Origin of the sequence: Burkholderia sp. Bp8984 (assembly GCF_003853755.1) — a bacterium.
In the GTDB taxonomy this organism is placed as follows: Bacteria; Pseudomonadota; Gammaproteobacteria; order Burkholderiales; family Burkholderiaceae; genus Burkholderia.
This window is the reverse complement of record NZ_QTQN01000009.1, coordinates 64,417-84,054: the sequence shown is the minus strand read 5'-3', so window position 1 is coordinate 84,054 and position 19,638 is coordinate 64,417. Positions and strand designations below refer to the sequence as shown.

At 70.1% G+C, this 19,638-nt stretch carries 19 protein-coding genes; 9 read left to right on the top strand and 10 right to left on the bottom strand.

What is annotated here, in order from left to right; translation table 11 throughout:
• Positions 1-209: 209 nt before the first annotated feature.
• Both DID98_RS12010 and DID98_RS12005 read left to right on the top strand, forming a co-directional pair.
• Complete coding sequence (locus tag DID98_RS12010; RefSeq protein WP_011886311.1) at positions 210-422, top strand: hypothetical protein; 213 nt, start codon at positions 210-212, stop codon at positions 420-422.
• A 49-nt stretch (positions 423-471) separates the two neighbouring features.
• A complete protein-coding gene (locus DID98_RS12005) occupies positions 472-1,503 on the top strand; it encodes a serine/threonine protein kinase (RefSeq protein ID WP_124520550.1) in 1,032 nt (343 codons plus the stop codon).
• 79 nt (positions 1,504-1,582) lie between these two features.
• Here the strand turns inward: DID98_RS12005 and DID98_RS12000 are convergent, their stop codons facing one another.
• Both DID98_RS12000 and DID98_RS11995 read right to left on the bottom strand, forming a co-directional pair.
• Positions 1,583-3,025: a coniferyl aldehyde dehydrogenase gene (locus DID98_RS12000; RefSeq protein WP_124570752.1), complete on the bottom strand. Its 1,443-nt coding sequence runs from the start codon at positions 3,023-3,025 to the stop codon at positions 1,583-1,585.
• 39 nt (positions 3,026-3,064) lie between these two features.
• Complete coding sequence (locus DID98_RS11995) at positions 3,065-3,529, bottom strand: hypothetical protein (protein ID WP_124570751.1); 465 nt, start codon at positions 3,527-3,529, stop codon at positions 3,065-3,067.
• 217 nt (positions 3,530-3,746) lie between these two features.
• On the opposite strand from DID98_RS11995, the gene DID98_RS11985 reads away from it, so the two are divergent.
• Complete coding sequence (locus DID98_RS11985; protein WP_124486677.1) at positions 3,747-5,387, top strand: GMC family oxidoreductase; 1,641 nt, start codon at positions 3,747-3,749, stop codon at positions 5,385-5,387.
• Between the two features lie 53 nt (positions 5,388-5,440).
• Here DID98_RS11985 and DID98_RS11980 read toward each other — a convergent pair whose 3' ends face one another.
• Genes DID98_RS11980 through fliF form a run of 6 tightly spaced genes read right to left on the bottom strand, consistent with a single transcriptional unit; the run spans position 5,441 to position 12,269 of the window.
• The gene (locus DID98_RS11980) at positions 5,441-6,814 is read right to left on the bottom strand and encodes a flagellar hook-length control protein FliK (RefSeq protein WP_124570750.1); all 1,374 of its coding nucleotides are present in this window, start codon (positions 6,812-6,814) and stop codon (positions 5,441-5,443) included.
• Positions 6,815-6,845: 31 nt separating this feature from the next.
• On the bottom strand, positions 6,846-7,304 hold the full coding sequence (gene fliJ / locus DID98_RS11975) for a flagellar export protein FliJ (protein WP_044849246.1): 459 nt from the start codon (positions 7,302-7,304) through the stop codon (positions 6,846-6,848).
• Positions 7,305-7,309: 5 nt separating this feature from the next.
• Positions 7,310-8,851, bottom strand: a complete 1,542-nt coding sequence (gene fliI, locus DID98_RS11970; protein WP_124486675.1) for a flagellar protein export ATPase FliI — start codon at positions 8,849-8,851, stop codon at positions 7,310-7,312.
• The gene (gene fliH, locus DID98_RS11965) at positions 8,845-9,528 is read right to left on the bottom strand and encodes a flagellar assembly protein FliH (protein ID WP_124486674.1); all 684 of its coding nucleotides are present in this window, start codon (positions 9,526-9,528) and stop codon (positions 8,845-8,847) included. Before fliH ends, fliI begins: the two co-directional genes overlap by 7 nt.
• Positions 9,521-10,516, bottom strand: coding sequence for a flagellar motor switch protein FliG (fliG, locus tag DID98_RS11960; RefSeq protein WP_124486673.1), 996 nt, complete (start codon positions 10,514-10,516; stop codon positions 9,521-9,523). Before fliG ends, fliH begins: the two co-directional genes overlap by 8 nt.
• The gene (fliF, locus tag DID98_RS11955) at positions 10,506-12,269 is read right to left on the bottom strand and encodes a flagellar basal-body MS-ring/collar protein FliF (protein ID WP_044849242.1); all 1,764 of its coding nucleotides are present in this window, start codon (positions 12,267-12,269) and stop codon (positions 10,506-10,508) included. The genes fliG and fliF overlap by 11 nt, the downstream gene beginning before the upstream one ends.
• 251 nt (positions 12,270-12,520) lie before the next feature.
• Between fliF and fliE the strand changes: the two genes are divergently transcribed.
• The 6 genes from fliE (at position 12,521) to DID98_RS11920 (ending at position 16,633) form a co-directional block, all read left to right on the top strand.
• Positions 12,521-12,865 carry a flagellar hook-basal body complex protein FliE gene (gene fliE, locus DID98_RS11945; RefSeq protein ID WP_124570749.1) on the top strand — a complete coding sequence of 115 codons (345 nt, stop codon included), beginning with the start codon at positions 12,521-12,523 and terminating at the stop codon, positions 12,863-12,865.
• A 182-nt stretch (positions 12,866-13,047) separates the two neighbouring features.
• Positions 13,048-13,482: a flagellar export chaperone FliS gene (gene fliS / locus DID98_RS11940; RefSeq protein ID WP_124570748.1), complete on the top strand. Its 435-nt coding sequence runs from the start codon at positions 13,048-13,050 to the stop codon at positions 13,480-13,482.
• Positions 13,479-13,811, top strand: a complete 333-nt coding sequence (locus tag DID98_RS11935) for a flagellar protein FliT (protein ID WP_044849239.1) — start codon at positions 13,479-13,481, stop codon at positions 13,809-13,811. The genes fliS and DID98_RS11935 overlap by 4 nt, the downstream gene beginning before the upstream one ends.
• 75 nt (positions 13,812-13,886) lie before the next feature.
• Positions 13,887-15,281 (top strand): flagellar hook-length control protein FliK, encoded by a 1,395-nt coding sequence (locus DID98_RS11930; RefSeq protein WP_124570747.1) that lies wholly within the window; start codon positions 13,887-13,889, stop codon positions 15,279-15,281.
• Positions 15,278-15,598 (top strand): EscU/YscU/HrcU family type III secretion system export apparatus switch protein, encoded by a 321-nt coding sequence (locus DID98_RS11925; protein ID WP_124520546.1) that lies wholly within the window; start codon positions 15,278-15,280, stop codon positions 15,596-15,598. Before DID98_RS11930 ends, DID98_RS11925 begins: the two co-directional genes overlap by 4 nt.
• A 300-nt stretch (positions 15,599-15,898) precedes the next feature.
• Positions 15,899-16,633: a PepSY-associated TM helix domain-containing protein gene (locus DID98_RS11920; protein ID WP_124570746.1), complete on the top strand. Its 735-nt coding sequence runs from the start codon at positions 15,899-15,901 to the stop codon at positions 16,631-16,633.
• Positions 16,634-16,799: 166 nt separating this feature from the next.
• On the opposite strand, the gene DID98_RS11915 is transcribed toward DID98_RS11920, so the two are convergent.
• Both DID98_RS11915 and DID98_RS11910 read right to left on the bottom strand, forming a co-directional pair.
• On the bottom strand, positions 16,800-17,825 hold the full coding sequence (locus DID98_RS11915; RefSeq protein WP_124570745.1) for an XdhC family protein: 1,026 nt from the start codon (positions 17,823-17,825) through the stop codon (positions 16,800-16,802).
• Positions 17,826-18,165: 340 nt separating this feature from the next.
• Positions 18,166-19,572, bottom strand: coding sequence for an amino acid permease (locus DID98_RS11910; protein ID WP_124520544.1), 1,407 nt, complete (start codon positions 19,570-19,572; stop codon positions 18,166-18,168).
• Positions 19,573-19,638 lie beyond the last annotated feature (66 nt).

Sequence of the window (19,638 nt, the reverse complement as noted above, 5' to 3'; positions counted from 1 at the left end):
TCCGCCCGTGCAAGCGCACGCGCGGCGCAGTGGTTGATTGGAGACATTCGACGAATTCGCGGCACTTCGCCTGCTTCTTCTTCTTTTCGCGCTTCGATAAACCGTGAACAATGGGATCACGCGCAACACCCCGACGAGGGCGGCGCGGATCGTGCATTTGCCGGCTCGCCAGCGAGCCGGGTTTCAAGTTTCAAGAGTGGGGAACCATCATGCATGTCGGGTCGATTGTCTGCACTACCCATATCGCAGTGCCGAAGGGCGCGCGCGGCATCGTTCAGCGCGTTCTGGGCGACATGGCCATGGTGACCTGGTACGCGGGCGTGCCGGGCGAGTCGAAGGAACTCAACACCGAGCCGTTCTTTCTCGAGGACCTGATCGACACCGGCGAATCCGTGCTGCCGGCCGGCGCCGCGATCCACTGAGCGCGCGTGCCGCACCGGGCGCTCGTGTTTCGGCGCGGCTGACGGCACAATGCGGGGCATGAAAGACGACACTTCCGCCCCCGCAGCTCCCGCCGGCCCGCCGTTCGCCGGCCTCACGCCCGAGTGCGTGCTCGACGCGCTCGACAGCGTGCTGATGCCGTCCGGGCTGCGCACCGACGGGCGCCTGCTCGCGCTCAACAGCTACGAAAACCGCGTCTACCAGGTCGGCATCGAAGACGGCCCGCCGGTCGTCGCGAAGTTCTACCGGCCCGCGCGCTGGTCGGACGACGCGATCCTGGAAGAACACGCGTTCGTCGCCGAGCTCGCCGCGCGCGAGATTCCGGCGGTGCCCGCGCGCGCGTTCGACGGCCGCACGCTGCATGCGTTCGACGGCTTCCGCTTCTCGATCTTCGAGCGGCGCGGCGGCCGCGCGCCCGATCTCGACCGCAGCGACACGCTCGAATGGCTCGGCCGCTTCATCGGCCGGATTCACGCGGTCGGCGCGACCGAGCCGTATGTCGCGCGTCCGGTGCTCGACATCCGCACGTTCGGCTACGAGCCGCGCGACTACCTGCTCGCGCACGATTTTCTTCCCGACGATGTCCGGCCCGCCTACGAGACGGCGGTGAACCTCGCGCTCGAAGGCGTCGAGGCCGCGTTCGAGCGTGCGGGCGAGATTCGCCTGCTGCGCACGCACGGCGACTGCCATCCGAGCAACGTGTTGTGGACCGACGCAGGCCCGCATTTCGTCGACTTCGACGATAGCCGGATGGCGCCCGCCGTCCAGGATCTGTGGCTGCTGCTGCCGGGCGATCGCGAAGGCGCCTCGCGCGCGCTCGCGGACCTGCTCGCAGGTTATGAGGACTTCTGCGAATTCGAGCCGCGCGAGCTGCATCTGGTCGAAGCGCTGCGCACGCTGCGCTTGATCCACTACGCGGCCTGGCTGGCGCGCCGCTGGGACGATCCGGCGTTTCCGGCCGCGTTCCCGTGGTTCAACACGCATCGCTACTGGGAAGCACGCGTGCTCGAGCTGCGCGAGCAGATCGGCGCGATGCAGGAAGGGCCGCTCTGGCCCGTGTGACGTGCGACGGCGCGCGCGGCAGCGTCGCCGTGCGGCGTTCGCGGGCGGGCCGGCGCGTGTGGCGCTCGGCCCGCATCGCTCAGAACTTCAGCATCATCCTGATGACCGCGGCGAAGCGCTTGCCGTAAGGCGGTGCGATCAGCCCGCGGGTATTCAGGCGCGCCTGCGTGAGCACGGGCTTCATCTTCGAGAACGTCACGAAGCCGTCGTAGCCGTGATACGCGCCCATCCCGCTCGCGCCGACGCCGCCGAACGGCAGGCTGCCGCACGCAATGTGCAGCAGTGCGTCGTTCACCGTCACGCCGCCCGAGATCGTTTCGCGCATCACGCGCTCGACCGTGCCGCCATCCTCGTCGAACAGGTACAGCGCGAGCGGCCGCGGCCGCGCGTTCACGTACGCGATCGCCTCGTCGAGCCGCTCGTACGGCACGAGCGGCAGCAACGGCCCGAAGATTTCCTCCTGCATCAGTTGCGACGCGGCCGGCACGTGCGTGACCGCGCACGGCACGAAGCGGCGTGACGCGGGATCGGACTGCGCGTCCGACAGCGGATGCAATTGCGCGCCTGCCGCCTCCGCGTCGGTCGCCAGCTGCTGCAGCCGGGCGTAATGGCGCGGCGACACGATCGTCGTGTAGTCGCCGTTGGTCGACAGGTCCGGATACAGCTTCGCGAAGCGCGCTCGTGCCCGCTCGATGAACGCGGCTTCCATCCCGCGCGGCAGCAGCACGTAGTCGGGCGCGATGCAGGTCTGGCCCGCGTTCAGCGTCTTGCCGCCGATGATCGCGTCGACGGCCGCATCGAAGCGCGCATTCGGACCGACGATCGCCGGCGACTTCCCGCCGAGTTCGAGCGTGACGGGTGTGAGGTTGTCGGCCGCGGCGCGCATCACATGGCGGCCGACGTGCGTCGACCCGGTGAACAGCAGGTGATCGAACGGCAGCGCGCTGAATGCGGCGCCGATCTCCGCATCGCCGTTTACGACCGCGACGTGGTCGCGCGAGAAGGTGTTCGCAATCAGTTGCTCGAACAGCGCCGACGTGCGCGGCGTCAGTTCGGACATCTTGATGATCGCGCGGTTGCCGGCCGCGAGCGCGCAGATCAGCGGCCCGGCCGCGAGCAGGAGCGGATAGTTCCACGGCACGACGATGCCGACCACGCCGAGCGGCTGCGGCAGCACCTTCGCGCGCGCCGGCCGCAGCCATTTGTTCATCGGCTTGCGGATGGGCTTCATCCAGCGCTTGCCGTGCTTGAGCGCATCGTCGATCTCTTCCTTCGCCATCCAGATTTCCGACAGCAGTACTTCCTGCTTCGCGCGATGCCCGAAGTCGGCGCTGATCGCATCGGCGAGCGCATCCGCGTGATCGAGCAGCATCGTGCGCAGCGCGCGCAGGTGCTGCGCGCGGGTGTCCCACTCCGGATACGGCGCGCGCAGGTAGGCCGCGCGCTGGTCGCGCAGCAGCGACGTCAGCGCATCGACCGACGGCGCCGTTTGCGGGGCCAGTTCGGGCAGGTCGTTCTTCATGTCGTCTACTCCAGTTGGGCGTGGCACGTCGGCCAGCAGTCAGGCCGCACGTACCCGCTCGGCGAGCGTGGTGGGGCGGGTCGGGATGGCGCGCGTCGCGCGGCACGGGGCCGGATGCGATGCACGGTCGAAAACAGGGTGCAACGTGCGGCAAGCGTCGTATCCGCGCGACGGTATTCGTGTTCGAAAACGGGATTGCTCGGGGTGCGCGTGCGGCTCGTTGCGACTTCCGAATGGTGCGCGATCGCGAATTGCCGATGCTTGCCGGCGCACCGAAGCGGCATGACGCGATGCGCGCGACGATGCATGAATCGGCAGGTCGAGCCGCGCATGCGACGCGCCGTTCAAACGGTCGGCGATACGCGGCGTCGTTCGATTTCGACCGGCCGCGCGCACGGTGTTGCACGTCACCGCCAAGGCATCCGTTTGAAATGAAATGCGGGCCGCGCGCGGTGCGTCCGGGCAACCCGGTCGGCACGCGGCCTGCAGAACGTCGCGCTGCATCGTCGTCTCCCCAGTTTCGCGACGGCGCGGCTTCTGGCGGCCGCTGCATCGCGTCGAATTCATCGATACATCTTAAATTTAGTTCACGCGGGCGTTTAGAGGAATCGCTCTTGAATCGGCGTGCCGCGCGCGCGACGGCCATTCCTACAATGCCCGAACATTACAAGCGGGAGCCGGGCCGCGCCGGGCGCCGTTCATGACACGAAGGAGACGTGACATGCAATACGACTACATCATCGTCGGCGGAGGATCGGGCGGGTCGAGCCTCGCGAGCCGCCTCGCCGATGCATGCCCCGACGCGACGATCGCGTTGATCGAGGCCGGTTCGCACACGGCGCGCAACCTGCTCGTCAACATGCCGGTGGGGATCGCGGCGCTCGTGCCGTTCAAGCTCGGCACGAACTACGGTTACGAAACGGTGCCGCAGCCGGGCCTCGGCGGCCGCCGCGGCTACCAGCCGCGCGGACGCGGGATGGGCGGCTCGAGCGCGATCAACGCGATGATCTACACGCGCGGCCATCCGGGCGACTACGACGAGTGGGCACAACTCGGTGCGACGGGCTGGGGCTGGCAGGACGTGCTGCCGTATTTCCGCCGCGCGGAAGGCAACGCGCGCGGCGCCGACGCCTGGCACGGCGCGGACGGGCCGCTGACGGTGTCCGATCTGCGCTTTCGCAATCCGTTCTCCGAACGATTCATCCAGGCCGCGCACGCGGCCGGTTATCCGCTCAACGACGACTTCAACGGCGCGACGCAGGAAGGCGTCGGCTTCTATCAGGTCACGCATCGCGACGGCTCGCGCTGCAGCGTTGCACGTGCGTACATCTACGACCGTGACCGGCCGAACCTGCATGTGATCACCGATGCGACGGTGCTGCGCGTGGGCTTCGACGGCAGGCGCGCGGTCGGTGTGGTGGTGTCGCGCGACGGACGCGTCGAGACGCTCGGCGCGCGCGCGGAAGTGATCCTGTCGGCCGGCGCGTTCAATTCGCCGCAACTGCTGATGTGCTCGGGGATCGGGCCGGCGGAACAACTGCGCCGGCACGGGATCGCGGTCGTGCAGGACGCGCCGGATGTCGGCACCAACCTGATCGACCATATCGACTTCATCATCAACACGCGCGTGAATTCGTCGGAGCTGGTCGGCATCTGCCTGCGCGGGATCGCGAAGATGGCGCCGGCGCTCGCGCGCTATTTCTCGAGCCGCACGGGGATGATGACGAGCAACGTCGCGGAGGCCGGCGGCTTCATCAAGAGCGATCCGTCGCTCGATCGTCCGGACCTGCAGCTGCATTTCTGCACGGCGCTCGTCGACGATCACAACCGCAAGATGCACTGGGGCTTCGGTTATTCGCTGCACGTGTGCGCGCTGCGCCCGTTCAGCCGCGGCACGGTCGCGCTCGCGAGCGGCGATGCGCGCGACGCGCCGCTGATCGATCCGCGTTTCTTCAGCGATACGCGCGATCTCGACCTGCTCGTGCGCGGTGCGCAGGCGATGCGCCGGATCCTGTCGCAGGCGCCGCTCGCGTCGCAGGGCGGGCGCGAGCTGTACACGCGGGCGGGCCAGAGCGAAGCCGAGCTGCGCGCGACGATCGTCGCGCACGCCGACACGATCTATCACCCGGTCGGAACCTGCCGGATGGGCTCGGATGCGCGCGCGGTCGTGGATCCGCAACTGCGCGTTCGGGGTGTCGAAAGGCTGCGGGTGGTGGATGCGTCGGTGATGCCGACGCTGATCGGCGGGAACACGAATGCGCCGTCGGTGATGATCGGCGAACGCGCGGCGGACTTCATCGTCGCGGCGCGCCGGGGCAGCGTGCCGCGCGGCGAGGCGGCCGCGGCCGCGCACGGCCGCTGAGCGGCACATACTCGCACATACCGGCACATACCGGCACGCGAGCGACGCGATGCTCAGGCGAACGTATCGACGAGGCCCGCGCGGCTCACGGTGGCGGCGGCCGATGCGGATTGCGCGGCGTCGACCGGTGCGTCGACGGCTGACGATCCGGCGCGCGCGCGCGGCGACGACCGGCCGCCGGCGAAGCTTTGCTGCGGGTTCTGCTGCTGCGACGCGAAGCCGCCGTCGCTGACCGTCGCGCTGCCCAGGCCGAGCCCGCCCGCTTCCATCGCCTCGCGCAACTTCGGCAGCGCGGCTTCCACCGCGTCACGCACCTGCGCGTGCTGCGATACGAACAGTGCATGCGCGTGGTTGTCCGCGACGCGCAGCACGACCTGCAGCGGGCCGAGGTCCGGCGGGTTCAGCGTCAGCTCGGCGCTCTGCTGGTGCGCATTCGACAGGAACACGACCTTCTGGCTCAGCGCATCCGTCCAGTCGGCGGTGCCGACGTGCGGGGCCAGCACGTGCGGGTTGGCCGCGGCAATCGTGCTTGCGGCGGGCGATGCCTGGAGGTTCGCCTGGGCGGCTGCCGCAGCCGTGGCGGCGGCAGCGACCGTTGCGTCGGCGGCCGGGCTGGCGGTTTCTTCGGCGGCCGCGAATGCATGTTGCGCGGCGGGTTGGGCCGTTGCGCCGGCCTGCAGCGCCGGTGCGGCGGCCTGCGTGGCGGGCTGCTGTGTCGCGGGCGCGCCTTTGGCGTCGGCGAGCGCGCGGTCGAACGTCGGGACCTTCGGCGTCAGCGGGGCGGCGGCCGAGGCCGACGTCGTCGCTGCCGGTGCGGGCGCTGCGGCCGCCGCCGCGCCCGCCGCCGCGCCCGTCGCGGGCATCGCGATCGCGCCCGCGCCGCCGGTCAGCTTCGCCAGCGCGGCCTGCAGCGCGTCGCGACCCGGCGCGGGGGCAGCCGGCTCGGCGGCCGCATCCTTGCCGGCATGATTCGTCAGCGCGGCCGTGGCGTCGGGCTGGCCGGACACGGCCGTCGTCTGCGCGGCAGTGGCGGTGCTGTCGGCATCGGCCGGCGCCGCGTCGTTCGTGCGAGCCAGCAGCTGCGCCTGCACGGCGGCGGCCGCTGCGAGCGCGGCGGCGTCGGGATTGGGCGTCGCGTTCGCGTCGTCGGTCGGCTTGTCGTCGCCCGTGCCGGACGGCTTCGTGCCGGCGGCCGGCGTCGCCGACACCTGTTTCGTCGTGGCGTCCGGCATGCCGGCATTCGTCGCGTCGTGCCGCGTGTCGACGCTTTGCTTCAGCGTCTGCGCGAACGGCACGGCGGCCGGGCTGGCGGCGGCATCGTTGCCGGCGGTCTTGCCGGCGGCGGCCGACGAACCCGCGTCGCGGACGGCCTTGAGTGCGGTGCCGGCGGTGTCGAGCAGCGCGCCGAGCAGGGGCAGGGGAGGCATGACGATTCTCTCGTTCGAAAGCGGTGAGCGGCTACGCCGAGCGGGCGGCGTCGGCCCGCATGCGCAGGATCTTCGCGGCGTGTTCGTCGGCGTCGCGCTGTTCGCGCTTCGCGGTACGCTGCGCTTCCTGCGCGACGCCGCGCGCCTGCAGGATTTCGTATGAGCCGACGGTGCGTTTCTTCTGTTGCCAGTTCGGGCGCGCCTCGTCGATGCGGCGTTCAGCTGCGGCCAGCACGTTGCGCTGCTGCGCGATCGCAGCGTCGAGCGTGTCGATGAACGCCTGGAAATTGCGCCAGTTGCCGGCCGGCATCCCGCTCTGCGCGGACTGCGCGAAGCGTGCGTGGTATTCGTCGCGATAGCGCAGCAGCGCATCGAGCTGCTCGGCGGCAGCGGTGCGGTCGCGCTGCGCGGTGCCGAGCTGCTTCGCGGCCGTATCGAGATCTTCCTGCGCGCGGTCGAGCAGCAGTTGAAGGGGAAAGCCGTGTGCCATCGGGATCAGCCTCCGTGTACGTCGAACAGCGCATCGAGCGCGGCGAGGCTCGATTCGAACGGTGCGCATTCGCGAAAGCCCTGCTGCAGGAACGATTCGATGCGCGGGTAGAGCGCGATCGCGCGGTCGAGCTGCGCGTCGCGGCCGGGCGCATAGGCGCCGACCGCGATCAGGTCGCGATTGCGCTGGTAGCGCGACAGCATCTGCTTGAACTGCCGAACGCGGTCGAGATGCGGTTCGTCGATCAGCGCGGTCATCGCGCGGCTGATCGACGCCTCGATGTCGATCGCCGGATAGTGGCCGGCCTCGGCGAGCGCGCGCGACAGCACGACGTGGCCATCGAGGATCGCGCGCGCCGAGTCGGCGATCGGGTCCTGCTGGTCGTCGCCTTCGGTCAGCACCGTGTAGAACGCGGTGATCGAGCCGCCGCCTTCGGGCCCGTTGCCGGTGCGCTCGACGAGCGCGGGCAGCTTCGCGAACACCGACGGCGGATAACCCTTGGTCGCGGGCGGCTCGCCGATCGCGAGCGCGATCTCGCGCTGCGCCATCGCGTAGCGCGTCAGCGAATCCATCAGCAGCAGCACGTGCTTGCCCTGGTCGCGGAAATACTCGGCGAGCGACGTCGCGTAGGCGGCGCCCTGCATCCGCAGCAGCGGCGACACGTCGGCCGGCGCCGCGACGACGACCGAGCGCGCGAGCCCGTCCTCGCCGAGGATCTGTTCGATGAATTCCTTCACTTCGCGGCCGCGTTCACCGATCAGCCCGATCACGATCACTTCCGCGCTGGTGTAGCGCGCCATCGTGCCGAGCAGCACCGACTTGCCGACGCCGGAGCCGGCGAACAGGCCCATCCGCTGCCCGCGGCCGACGGTGAGCAGGCCGTTGATCGCGCGCACGCCGACGTCGAGTACGTGGTGGATCGGCTCGCGATCGAGCGGGTTGATCGACGGCGCCGACAGCGGCGCATCGACCTTCGACCCGAGCGGGCCGAGGCCGTCGAGCGGGCGGCCCGACGCGTCGACGACGCGCCCGAGCATTTCCCAGCCGACCGGCAGCCGCTTGGCGCCCGCGAGCGGATCGGCGACGGGCGCGGCCTCCAGCGGCCATACGCGCGCGCCGGGCAGGACGCCGGCGACGTCGGTGGTCGGCATCAGGAACAGGCGATCGCCGGAGAACCCGACGACTTCCGCTTCCGCGTGCGGCAGCGTGCTGCCGGGCGGCAATTCGATCGTGCATTCGGCGCCGACCGACAGGCGCAGCCCGATCGCCTCGAGCACGAGGCCCGCGGCGCGCGTGAGGCGCCCGCACGGCCGCAGCGGCAGCGCGCGGTGGCTGCGTGTCGCGAGCCCGTTCAGGTGCGTGCGCCAGTGCGCGAGATGCGGATTGTGCGGCGCGCGTGGCGTGTCGCAGGCGGCATCCGTCGCGTGTGCCGGCGCGTCGTGCGCGGTGTCGTGCGGACCGTCGGGGCCGAACGACGCGAGCGCGAGTTCGCGCTCGAGCGGCGTCATTCCGTCGTGCAGGATCGATTCGGGCGTGGGCGTCACCATGCGCTCACCTTGCCGATCGCGGCGGCGACGCGCTGCCAGCGGGTGGGCAGCGTCGCGTCGACCTCGCCCGTCGCGGCGTGCGCGCGGCAGCCGCCGCGCTCGATCGACGCGTCGGTGCGCACGTTCCAGCCGAGCGTATCGAGTTCGTCCTGCAGATAGGCTTCGACGACGGGCAGGTCGGCCGGATTCACCGCGAGATGCGGCGCGCCGGACAGCGCCGGTTCGGCGGCGAGCACGTCGCGCACCGCCGCGACGAGCGCGGCCGGATCGTGCTTCACGTGCTGGCGCACGACCTGCTGCGCGATGTCGAGCGCGAGCTGCGCGAGGTCGGACGCGAGATCGTGCTCGATGCTCGACACGGCTTCGCGGAACGACGCGGCGAGCGCCGCGAGCTGCGCGGCCTGTTTGCGGGCTTCGGCCTGGCCGGCTTCGAAACCCTGCTCGCGGCCCTGGTCGAAACCGGCCTGATAACCCAGCGCCTGGCCTTCGACGTGACCGGCCGCATGGCCTTCGGCATGCGCGGCGTCGCGCACGCGCTGCAGGTCCGCGGCGAGCGCGGCGGCGGCCGCTGCGGCAGCGTCGGGCGGCGGCGGGGGCGGCGGCGGATCGAACGACGCCATCTCCCACCGCTGGTACGCGGTGAGGGTGCCGGCGGGCTCGCGCGCGGAATCAGACATACGCGTCTTCCGCCTTGCCGCCGATCACGACCTGGCCGCTTTCGGCGAGATTGCGGACGATCTGCAGGATGCGGCGCTGCTGCGTCTCGACTTCGGACACGCGCACCGGGCCGCGCGCGTCGAGATCCTCGGCGAGCAGTTCGGCCGCGCGTTGCGACATGTTCGCGAGGAACTTCTGGCGCAGCGCGGGCGGCGCGCCCTTCAGCGCGATGATCAGCGTTTCCGACTCGACTTCCTTCAGCACCATCTGGATCGCGCGATCCTCGAGGTCGAGCAGGTTCTCGAACACGAACATCTGGTCGATGATCTTCTGCGCGAGCTCCGCGTCGTACTGGCGCACGCTTTCGAGCACGCCTTCCTCATGATTGCTCGTCATGAAGTTCAGGATCTCGGCCGCGGTGCGGATGCCGCCCATCGGGCTGCGCTTCAGGTTGTCGCTGCCGGACAGCAGGCCGGTCAGCACGTCGTCGAGCTCGCGCAGCGCGGCCGGCTGGATGCCGTCGAGCGTCGCGATCCGCAGCAGCACGTCGTTGCGCAGCCGCTCGGTGAAGCACGATGCGATCTCGGACGCCTGGTCGCGGTCGAGGTGCACGAGGATCGTCGCGATGATCTGCGGATGCTCGTTCTTGATCAGTTCGGCCACCGCGCCCGAGTCCATCCACTTCAGGCCCTCGATGCCGCTCGTGTCGCTGCCCTGCAGGATCCGGTCGATCAGCACGCCGGCCTTGTCCTCGCCGAGCGCCTTGGTCAGCACCGAGCGGATGTAATCGCTCGAATCGAGCGACAGCGCGGTGTGCTGCTCGGCTTCCCTCGCGAACTCCTGCAGCACGTCCTCGACCTGCTCGCGCGTGACGTTCTTCAGCGCGGCCATCGCGGCGCCGATCTTCTGCACCTCGCGCGGCGCGAGGAACTTGAATACTTCAGCGGCCTCTTCCTCGCCGATCGACATCAGCAGCAGCGCGCTCTTGGTCAGGCCTTCAGCGTTCATCGGACACCCAGTTCTTCACGACGGTGGCGACGATCTTCGGATCCTGGCGGGCGATCGTGCGCGCGTAGTCGAGGTTGCGTTCGTAGCGGTTCTTTTCGTTCTCGAAGCCGAGCAGCAGCGCATCGGGCTCGTCGGCCTTGTCCGGGGCGGGCAGGCCGTCGAGCACGACCGCATCCTCCGGCGCCGCGAGCGCCGGCGCGGCCGGCTCGGGCGGCGGAAACGCGCGGCGCATCGCCGGGCGCACGAACATGAAATAGAGCGCCGCCGCGGCCGCCGCGATGCCGAGCCACTTCGCGGCTTCCTTCGCCATCGCGATCATGTCCGGCTGGCGCCACCACGGCAGGTCGGCGTACGGATCGCTCGCGGTCGAGAACGCGCTGTTCACGACGTTCACCGAGTCGCCGCGCTTCTCGTCGTAGCCCATCGCGTCCTTCACGAGCTGCTCGATCTGCGCGAGCTTCGCGGGTGGCAGCGGCTGCATCGTCACGTGGCCCTTCGCGTCGGCCACCGGCTGGTAATTGACGACGACGGCGACCGACAGCCGCTTCACGTTGCCCATCGGCTGCTCGACGTGGCGGATCGTCTTGTCGAGTTCGTAGTTGGTCGTCTGGTCCTTGCGGTCGCTGACGGGCGTCGACTGCGGCCCGCTCTGGCCGTTGCCGGCGACGATCGGCGCGGAGGCCGGCTGCGGCGGCGTGTTCGACAGCGCGCCCGGCACGCCCGAGGCGCCGCCCTGCGCGAGTTCGGTGGCCGTGCTGGTCTGCTGGCTTCGGATCGCGGTCTGCTGCGGCGAGGCGTTCGGGCCGTAGCTTTCCGAGGTCTGCTCGAGCCTGGAGAAATCGACGTCGGCGCTGACCTGCGAGCGCGCGTTGCCGGCGCCGAAGATCGGCGCGAGGATCGCGTCGATGCGCTTCTGCGTGTTGCGCTCGACCTGCTGCACGTACTTGAGCTGGCTCGCGTCGAGGCCGGAGGCCGACGCCGTCTGGGTCAGCAGGTTGCCGTCCTGGTCGACGATCGTCACGTTCTTGGCCGGCATGTCGGGCACGCCGGACGACACCATCCGCGTGATTGCCTGCACCTGGCCCTCGTCGAGCACGCGGCCCGGGTAGAGGTCGACGAACACCGACGCGCTCGGCGCTTCCTTGTCGCGCACGAACACCGACGGCTTCGGGATCGCGAGATGCACGCGCGCCGTTTTCACCGCGTTGATCGACTCGATCGTGCGCTGCAGCTCGCCTTCGAGCGCGCGCTGGTAGTTCACCTGCTCCGCGAACTGGCTGATGCCGAATTTCTGGTTGTCCATCAGCTCGAAGCCGACCGAGCCGCCCTTGGGCAGGCCCATCGCGGCGAGCTTCAGGCGCGTTTCGTGCACCTGGTTCGACGGCACCAGGATCGCGCCGCCCGCGTCGGCGAACTTGTAGGGAACGTTTGCCTGCTGGAGCGCGGTGATGATCGCGCCGCCGTCGCGGTCCGACAGGTTGCTGTACAGCACGCGATAGTCGGGCGCGCGGCTCCACAGCACGAGCGCGGTGATCGCGGCGACGGCGAACGCGACCGCGATCACGAACGGCAGCTTCGGGTTGCCCTTCATCCGCGAGATGCCGGGGATGCGTTCCGCGAAGCCGCCGAACCCGAAGTCCGCGCCGGCGCCGCCTGCTCCCGGCAACGCGGCGGCCGCGGTGGCGCCTGGCACCGGGCTGGCGAGGCCCGTGCGGGCGTCGGGGTTGATCAGCGAGTTGGCCTGCGAATCCATGCGTGGAGTTTCTCCGGAGCGGGACGACTGAGCCGCTCGGACGAGCGGACGGACAATGACACGATGCGATTATCGGGACCCGGGCGCGACTCCGATCGACCGAAAAGAGCGGGGTTTCCCCCGTACTTTCGCGGCTTTGGCGCGCGCCGCGCTGCTATCCTTTTTCGCGATCCGGCATGGTGCGCGTCGTGCGGCGCCGTCGGAAACGCCCGGTGTGCCCGGGTCTCATCTCTTACAGGTCTGGGGACAGCATGGCTGCCAACGTCAGCGGAATCGGTTCGGTGTTGCAACAGATGCAGGCGATGGCCGCGCAGGCGAGCGGCGGCGTCGCGAGCCCGGCGGCGGCGCTCGCCGGCTCGGGCGCCGCGACGGCCGGAACGTTCGCGAGCGCGATGAAGGCGTCGCTCGACAAGATCAGCGGCGACCAGCAGCACGCGCTCGGCGAGGCGCACGCGTTCGAGGTCGGCGCGGCGAACGTGTCGCTGAACGACGTGATGGTCGACATGCAGAAGGCCAACATCGGTTTCCAGTTCGGGCTCCAGGTCCGCAACAAGCTCGTGAGCGCGTACAACGACATCATGCAGATGTCGGTTTGACGCGCGGGCATCCGGCGACGGGCGTCCTGGGGCAGCCGCCCAGAGGAGCAGCCCGCCTGCCGCGCAGGCGGCCCGCGCACCTAAAGCTTTCCAATTCCCTTCCGATAACTCTGGAACGAGGCCGCGTCGTGCATCGCAAGGCGGCGGCCACCGCATAGCCAACGCATCACAAGGAGAAGCGCATGTTTTCCCCAGGACACGCTGGAGCCAGTGCGTACGCGCGTGTCGGCGTCGAGACGGGGGTGATGGGCGCCTCGCCGCACCGGCTGATCGCGATGCTGTACCAGGGCGCGCGGCAGGCCATCGCGCTCGCGCGCATGCATTTGCAGCAGGGCAACGTGTCCGCACGCGGCGAAGCGATCGGCAAGGCGATCGGGATCGTCGAGAGCGGCCTGCAGGCGTCGCTGAATCGCGACGCGGGCGGCCAGATCGCCGGACGCCTCGACGCGCTGTACACCTATATCGGCCGGCGCCTGCTGGAAGCCAACCTGAATGCGAGCGACGCGATGCTGGTCGAGGTCGACGGGCTGCTCGCGACGCTCGAGGAAGCATGGACGGGCATCGCTCCGGAAGTCGCGCGCATGGCCGCGCAACAGGCGGCGGGCGCGGCGCGATGAATCTCAAGGCCGAATACTTCGCTCGCTACGAGGCGCTCGCGGCCGTGTCCGGCCGCATGCTGTGCGCAGCGCGCGGCGCGGACTGGCGCGCGCTGCCGGAGTTGCAGGCCGAATTCCTGAGGCTCGTCGACGGATTGAAGGCGGCCGCTCCGGGTGTCGCGCTCGACGAAGCGGACCTCGGCCGCAAGCTCGCGCTGATCCGCCGCATCCTCGCCGACGACGCCGCGATCCGCGATCTCGCGAGCCCGGAAGTCGCGCGGTTGTCCGCGCTGTTCGAGGCGCGGCGCTCGACCGAGGTATTGACCGATCTCTACCGCGCTCGCGGATAGTGCCCGTTTGCCGGGGCGGCGGTAGCCGCGTGCCCGGCATCGCAACGATATGGCTGAGGTGAGCAGGCTTCGATCATGACCGGTATCGACTCCGTTGCGGCCGCCCTGCTGGCGAGCCGCCTCGACAGCCTGCTGGCCGGCACCGTGACGGCGCCCGCCGGCGGCGGCGCCACCGTGCAGGTCGGCACGCCGGGTGCCGGCGCGTCGTCGCCGCCCGCGACGGGGGCCACGCCGGCCGCGCCGCCGGCGTCCGCGCAGACGGCGCTGTCCGATGTCGCGCTCGTGCTCGATGCGATCTCGCGCTCTGGCGGTGTCGCGACGCCCGTGATCGCCGGGCGCACGCCGCTGCTGGCCGACCCTTCCGTGCTGCTGGGCGTCGCGGCGACCGCGCCGCCGGTCGGGCAGAGCGCCTCCGATCCGGCCGCTTCGGCCGCCGCTTCTTCCACTGCTTCCTACACCGCTTCTTCCAGCACTTCTTCAACCGCGTCGCCCGCGTCCGACGTCGCGGCCACGCGCGCTGCGGCTGCCGCACCACCCGTCGCGGCGCTGCGCGCGGCGCTCGCGCAGGCCGTGAGCGAAAGCGGCCTCTTCTACGAATCCCATCTCGCGCAGTGGCTGGCCGGCCAGCGCCCGCTCGCCGCGCTGATGCGCGAACCGCAGGCGCGCCTCACGACCGTGCCGGTGCAGCCCGCCCCGGATGCCGCGCAGCACGATGCGCCCGATGTGCTCGACGAACTGCTCGCGCCGCGTCTGCCGTTGCCGGCGGCCGCGCCGCGATTCGCCATGCAACCGGGCGCGCCCGCGCCGGGCGGTGCAGTGCTGCACGAGCCTGTGCAGAACGCCCAGCTGGTCGCCCGGCCGGGTACCGCGTCGGGCACGGCCGCGCTGACCGACCCGCTCGGCGACCATCCCGACCCGCGCTGGACGCCGGCGCGCGCCGAACTGGCCGCCGCGTCGGCCGATCCGCAGGCGCAGGCATCGGCTCCCGTGCATCCGGCCGCCGTGCCGATCGTCCGGCAGCAGCTCGACGCACTCGCGACGGACCAGTTTCGCTGGGCCGGCGAGGCATGGCCCGGTGCGCGGCTCGACTGGACGATCGAGCCCGACGATCCGGGCGGCCGCGCGTCGCGCGGCGGCGACGACACGGGGGACGGGATCGCCTGGCGCACCCGGCTGACGCTCACGTTGCCGTCGCTCGGCACGGTCGACGCGGAGCTGGTGTTGAACGGCAAGCAGCTCGTCGCGCGGCTGCGCGCGAATTCGGCCGGCGCCGACCGGCTCACGCGAAACGAGGCGGCGTTGCGGCAACGGTTCGAGGGATCGGGCCTGCAGCTCGGCGGACTGTCGATCCGCGCGGTCGGCGACGAGCCGGACGGCTTCGATCCGCTCGTCGCGCAGGCCGCCGCTGCCGCGTATGCGCGCAGTGCGGCTGGCGGCGTGCCGGGCGCCGACGACGAGGTGCCGCGATGAGCATGACGTCGCGCAAGCGCGCGGCCGCGCTCGTCTACGATCCGAAAGGCGGCGATGCCGCGCCGCGCGTGGTCGCGAAGGGGTATGGCCTGCTCGCCGAGATGATCGTCGCGCGTGCCCGTGATGCGGGGCTGTACGTGCACACCGCGCCGGAGATGGTGTCGCTGCTGATGCAGGTCGACCTCGACGACCGGATTCCGCCGCAGCTTTACCACGCCGTCGCGGATCTGCTCGCGTGGCTGTACGCGCTCGATCGCACCGAGCCCGAACCGGATGACGCCGCGCCACGCTTTCCGTTGCCGCCGCTGCGCCGCTGAGTCGCTGAGTCGCTGAGTCGCTGAGTCCGCGTCCACGCCTCCCCCCGGGTTTTCTTGCGAAATGCTGTCCGGGTCTTTCGTGATCATTTCGTCGGCATTTTTCGTCTATTGACCGGAATCTGCGTGCGATCTGTATGCTTTTTCGGTTATCTCTGGACTTTCTCGCCCGCTCCATCGTGTGCCGGCGGATTGAGCGGCCGCGTCATTTGTGTAATGATATCCATTCTCATTTTCATGCTGTCCGGGCGGCGCACGTTTTCCGTGCGCCGCCCGTTGCTTTGAACGAATGGATACTCTCGCGTGAACGCGCCCGAAACGATCGCCCCGCCGCAGGCGGGCAGGCCCCCTGCGGGCGTTACCGTGCTGCACCCGGCCGCACGGCCCCTGAGCGACGCCGAACTGGCGGTGCGCCGCCAGCGCTCGCGCCGCGCGACCTTCATCAAATGGCTGCGCAAGGTGCATGGCTGGATCGGACTGTGGGGCGCGGTGCTCGGATTGCTGTTCGGCGTGACGGGCGTGCTGCTGAACCACCGTGCGCCGCCGCTGAAGATCCCGACCGGCGAACCGCAGGTCGAGCAGATGCAGATCGCGTTGCCGGACCCGGTGCCGAAGTCGCCCGCCGCGATGACGAAGTGGCTCCAGCAGGAACTGCACTTCGACGGCCGGCCGGGCCGCGTGCGCAAGGAGCCTGCGCAGCTGGTCGCCTGGGGCGACAAGCGCGTGATGCAGCCCGAGCACTGGCAGATGGGCTTGTTCGGTCCGCACCAGAACCTGCAGGCGGAATACTGGGTCGGCAACGGCTACGTGTCGGTGAAGCGCACCGGCAACACGTTCCTGACGACGCTGAACAACCTGCATCGCGGCGTCGGCATGAATCTCGGCTGGGTGCTGCTGATGGACACGATCGCAGGTTCGCTGATCCTGTTGTCGCTGACGGGCGTGCTGCTGTGGACGGAGCTGAACAAGCGCCGCACGGTCGGCGTCGTGCTGGTGGCCGGCTCGGTCGCTGCAGCGCTCGCGGCGGGACTTGCCTGACGTCGGCATCGACGCGCGCCGGTTTTCCGCCGACGCATGACGGCCATCCGGCGCGGCCTTGCACCGCAGCGACGGCGTCAAGAAAACGCCGGGCCGCCCCAGGTTTTCCGCCCCGAAGGAAGTCTCCTTGGGGGGCTGGCGCGAAGCGACCGGTTTGGAGGGGGCCTCAGAGGCCGCAGGCCGTGCCGCCGTTTGCCGCGATCTCGCGGGCGGCCTTCGCGCCCTCGACCTGCAGGATCGTCGGCAGCGACACGTTGTTCTTCGCGGCAGTCACTTCGGCGAGGATCGAGATCGCGATTTCGGGCGGCGTGCGGCTGCCGATGTAGATGCCGGCCGGCCCGTGCAGCCGCGCAAGTTCCGCCTCGCTCAGGTCGAATTCGAGCAGCCGCTCGCGCCGCGCCGCATTGTTGCGTCGCGAGCCGAGCGCGCCCACGTAGAACGCGGGCGTCTTCAACGCCTCCATCAGCGCGAGATCGTCGAGCTTCGGGTCGTGCGTGAGCGCGATCACGGCCGAACGCGCGTCGAGCTTCATGTCGAGCACCGTGTCGTCGGGCATCGTGTGCACGACGCGCGTGCCCGGCACATCCCACGCATCCGTGTATTCCTCGCGCGGATCGCAAACCGTCACCTGATAGTCGAGGCCGACCGCGATCTGGCACAGATAGCGCGACAACTGCCCGGCGCCGATCACGAGCATCCGGTAGCGCGGCCCGTGGATCGTCACGAGCCGCTCGCCGTCGAACGCGAGCCCGTCGGTCGCCTGCGCGGGTGCCAGCGACGCGCGCCCGGTCGCGAGCGTCATCGTGCGCGTGACGAGGCGGCCGGCTTCGACTTCCGCGCACAACGCGGCGATCCCGCTGTCGCGCGTGAGCGGCTCCAGCACGAGCTGGATCGTGCCGCCGCAGGGCAGCCCGAAGCGGTGCGCTTCCTCGGCCGTCACGCCGTACTTGACGGCTTCCGGGCGCGCGTCGGCCGCGATCCCGCTCGCATGCACGCGGGCGATCAGGTCGTCCTCGATGCATCCGCCGGACACGGAGCCGACCACGAGCCCGTCCTCGCGCACCGCGAGCATCGCGCCTTCGGGGCGCGGCGACGAGCCCCATGTCTTCACGACCGTCACGAGCAGCACGCGGCGCCCTTCGTCGAGCCAGCGCGCGCTGGATTTCAGTACATCGAGATCGACGCTTTCCATCATCCTGTTCCTGTTGCCGGACGGCCCGCCGGGCCGGGCCGTCGTTCGATGGCGGGATTATGAACCGGCCGGCGCGCGCGTGCCGGCAGCGTGCAGATCGTGGCGGCAAATCCGGACGATCGGGCAAGAAATCGCGACGATCGGGCAGCGATCGTGCGCGGGCGGGGCGAAGCGGCGCATGTCGCGCCGCCCGCGCGGGTGCGCCTGTGGCGGGGACGATTCGGGCGGGGACGATTCAGGCGGGAGGGAGCGGGGCGCACGGCACCGGTGCCGGCCCGGCGTGGCGTCGTACCGCTACACGCTGGGTGCTGCGCGCGGCGTGCGCGCGCAGCGGCGGCGGTCAATGCGCGTCGTGGTGACCGTGCGCGAGCTTCGAGTGGCGCCGCGAATACAGGAAGTAGATCACGAGGCCGATCACGAGCCAGATGCCGAACGCGGCCCACGTGACGGGCTGCAGGTTCAGCATCAGGAACAGGCACGCGCCGACCGCGAGGATCGGCACCACCGGCACGCCCGGGCAACGGAACGCGCGCGGCAGTTCCGGGTGCGTGCGGCGCAGCACCAGCACCGCGATCGACACCATCGAGAACGCGGCGAGCGTGCCGATGTTGATCAGCTCGGCGAGCACGTTGAGCGGCACGAGCGCGGCGATCAGCCCGAAGAACAGGCCGACGAGCCAGGTCGTCAGGAAGGGCGTCGCGTAGCGCGGATGCACGCGCGACAGCGTCGCCGGCAGCAGCCCGTCGCGCGACATCGCGAAGATGATCCGCGTCTGGCCGTAGCTCATCACGAGGATCACGGTCAGCATGCCGAGCACCGCGCCGAGGTCGATGAAGCCCGCGACCCACTTCTCGCCGGCGATCTGCAGCGCATACGAGATCGGGTGCGACACGTTCGCGTACTGCGCCGACGGCACGATGCCGGTCGCGACCGCCGCGACCGTCACGTACAGCACCGCGCACACCGCGAGCGACGCGATGATGCCGATCGGCAGGTCGCGCTTCGGGTTCTTCACTTCCTCGGCCGCGGACGACACCGCGTCGAAGCCGATGAACGCGAAGAACATCACGGCCGCGGCGCCGAACACGCCGTTCCAGCCGTGCGGCATGAACGGCTTCCAGTTCGCGGGCGTCACGTGGAACACGCCGACCGCGATCACGAGCAGCACCACCGACACCTTGATGAACACCATGATGTTGTTGATGCGGGTCGACTCGCGGATGCCGATCGACAGCAGCGTCGTGATCACCAGCATCACGAGGAACGCCGGCAGGTTGAACCACGTGACGACGCCCGGAATCGCGCCGGGTGCGGCCGTCAGCACGGTCGGCAGCGAGAGCCCGAAGCCCTGCAGCAGCGACTGCAGATAGCCCGACCAGCCGACCGACACGGCCGACGCCGCGAGGCCGTATTCGAGCATCAGGTCCCAGCCGATGATCCACGCGACGAGCTCGCCGAGCGTCGCGTACGAGTACGTGTAGATCGAGCCCGCGACCGGAATCGTCGACGCGAATTCGGCGTACGACAGCGCCGCGAGGCCGCATGCGATCGCGGCGATCACGAACGACAGCATCAGCGCGGGGCCGGCCTGCACGGCGCCCGTGCCGGTCAGCACGAAGATGCCGGTGCCGATGATCGCGCCGATGCCGAGGAAGGTGAGGTCGATTGCGCCGAGCGCTTTCTTGAGCCCGGCGCCGTGCGCGCCGGCGATCATGCGATCGACGTTTTTCTTGCGGAAGAGGGACATTGCGGATGTGTCTCCGGCGCGCGCGAGCGCGGCGGCGCCGAGTGAGTGAAAACCCGCAATTTTAGC

Excerpts from the sequence above, each read along its gene's own strand:
- DID98_RS12010 (WP_011886311.1), top strand. The coding sequence starts at position 210 with ATGCATGTCGGGTCGATTGTCTGCACTACCCATATCGCAGTGCCGAAG.
- DID98_RS12005 (WP_124520550.1), top strand. The coding sequence starts at position 472 with ATGCGGGGCATGAAAGACGACACTTCCGCCCCCGCAGCTCCCGCCGGC.
- DID98_RS12000 (WP_124570752.1), bottom strand. The coding sequence starts at position 3,025 with ATGAAGAACGACCTGCCCGAACTGGCCCCGCAAACGGCGCCGTCGGTC.
- DID98_RS11995 (WP_124570751.1), bottom strand. The coding sequence starts at position 3,529 with ATGCAGCGCGACGTTCTGCAGGCCGCGTGCCGACCGGGTTGCCCGGAC.
- DID98_RS11985 (WP_124486677.1), top strand. The coding sequence starts at position 3,747 with ATGCAATACGACTACATCATCGTCGGCGGAGGATCGGGCGGGTCGAGC.
- DID98_RS11980 (WP_124570750.1), bottom strand. The coding sequence starts at position 6,814 with ATGCCTCCCCTGCCCCTGCTCGGCGCGCTGCTCGACACCGCCGGCACC.
- fliJ (WP_044849246.1), bottom strand. The coding sequence starts at position 7,304 with ATGGCACACGGCTTTCCCCTTCAACTGCTGCTCGACCGCGCGCAGGAA.
- fliI (WP_124486675.1), bottom strand. The coding sequence starts at position 8,851 with ATGGTGACGCCCACGCCCGAATCGATCCTGCACGACGGAATGACGCCG.
- fliH (WP_124486674.1), bottom strand. The coding sequence starts at position 9,528 with ATGTCTGATTCCGCGCGCGAGCCCGCCGGCACCCTCACCGCGTACCAG.
- fliG (WP_124486673.1), bottom strand. The coding sequence starts at position 10,516 with ATGAACGCTGAAGGCCTGACCAAGAGCGCGCTGCTGCTGATGTCGATC.
- fliF (WP_044849242.1), bottom strand. The coding sequence starts at position 12,269 with ATGGATTCGCAGGCCAACTCGCTGATCAACCCCGACGCCCGCACGGGC.
- fliE (WP_124570749.1), top strand. The coding sequence starts at position 12,521 with ATGGCTGCCAACGTCAGCGGAATCGGTTCGGTGTTGCAACAGATGCAG.
- fliS (WP_124570748.1), top strand. The coding sequence starts at position 13,048 with ATGTTTTCCCCAGGACACGCTGGAGCCAGTGCGTACGCGCGTGTCGGC.
- DID98_RS11935 (WP_044849239.1), top strand. The coding sequence starts at position 13,479 with ATGAATCTCAAGGCCGAATACTTCGCTCGCTACGAGGCGCTCGCGGCC.
- DID98_RS11930 (WP_124570747.1), top strand. The coding sequence starts at position 13,887 with ATGACCGGTATCGACTCCGTTGCGGCCGCCCTGCTGGCGAGCCGCCTC.
- DID98_RS11925 (WP_124520546.1), top strand. The coding sequence starts at position 15,278 with ATGAGCATGACGTCGCGCAAGCGCGCGGCCGCGCTCGTCTACGATCCG.
- DID98_RS11915 (WP_124570745.1), bottom strand. The coding sequence starts at position 17,825 with ATGGAAAGCGTCGATCTCGATGTACTGAAATCCAGCGCGCGCTGGCTC.
- DID98_RS11910 (WP_124520544.1), bottom strand. The coding sequence starts at position 19,572 with ATGTCCCTCTTCCGCAAGAAAAACGTCGATCGCATGATCGCCGGCGCG.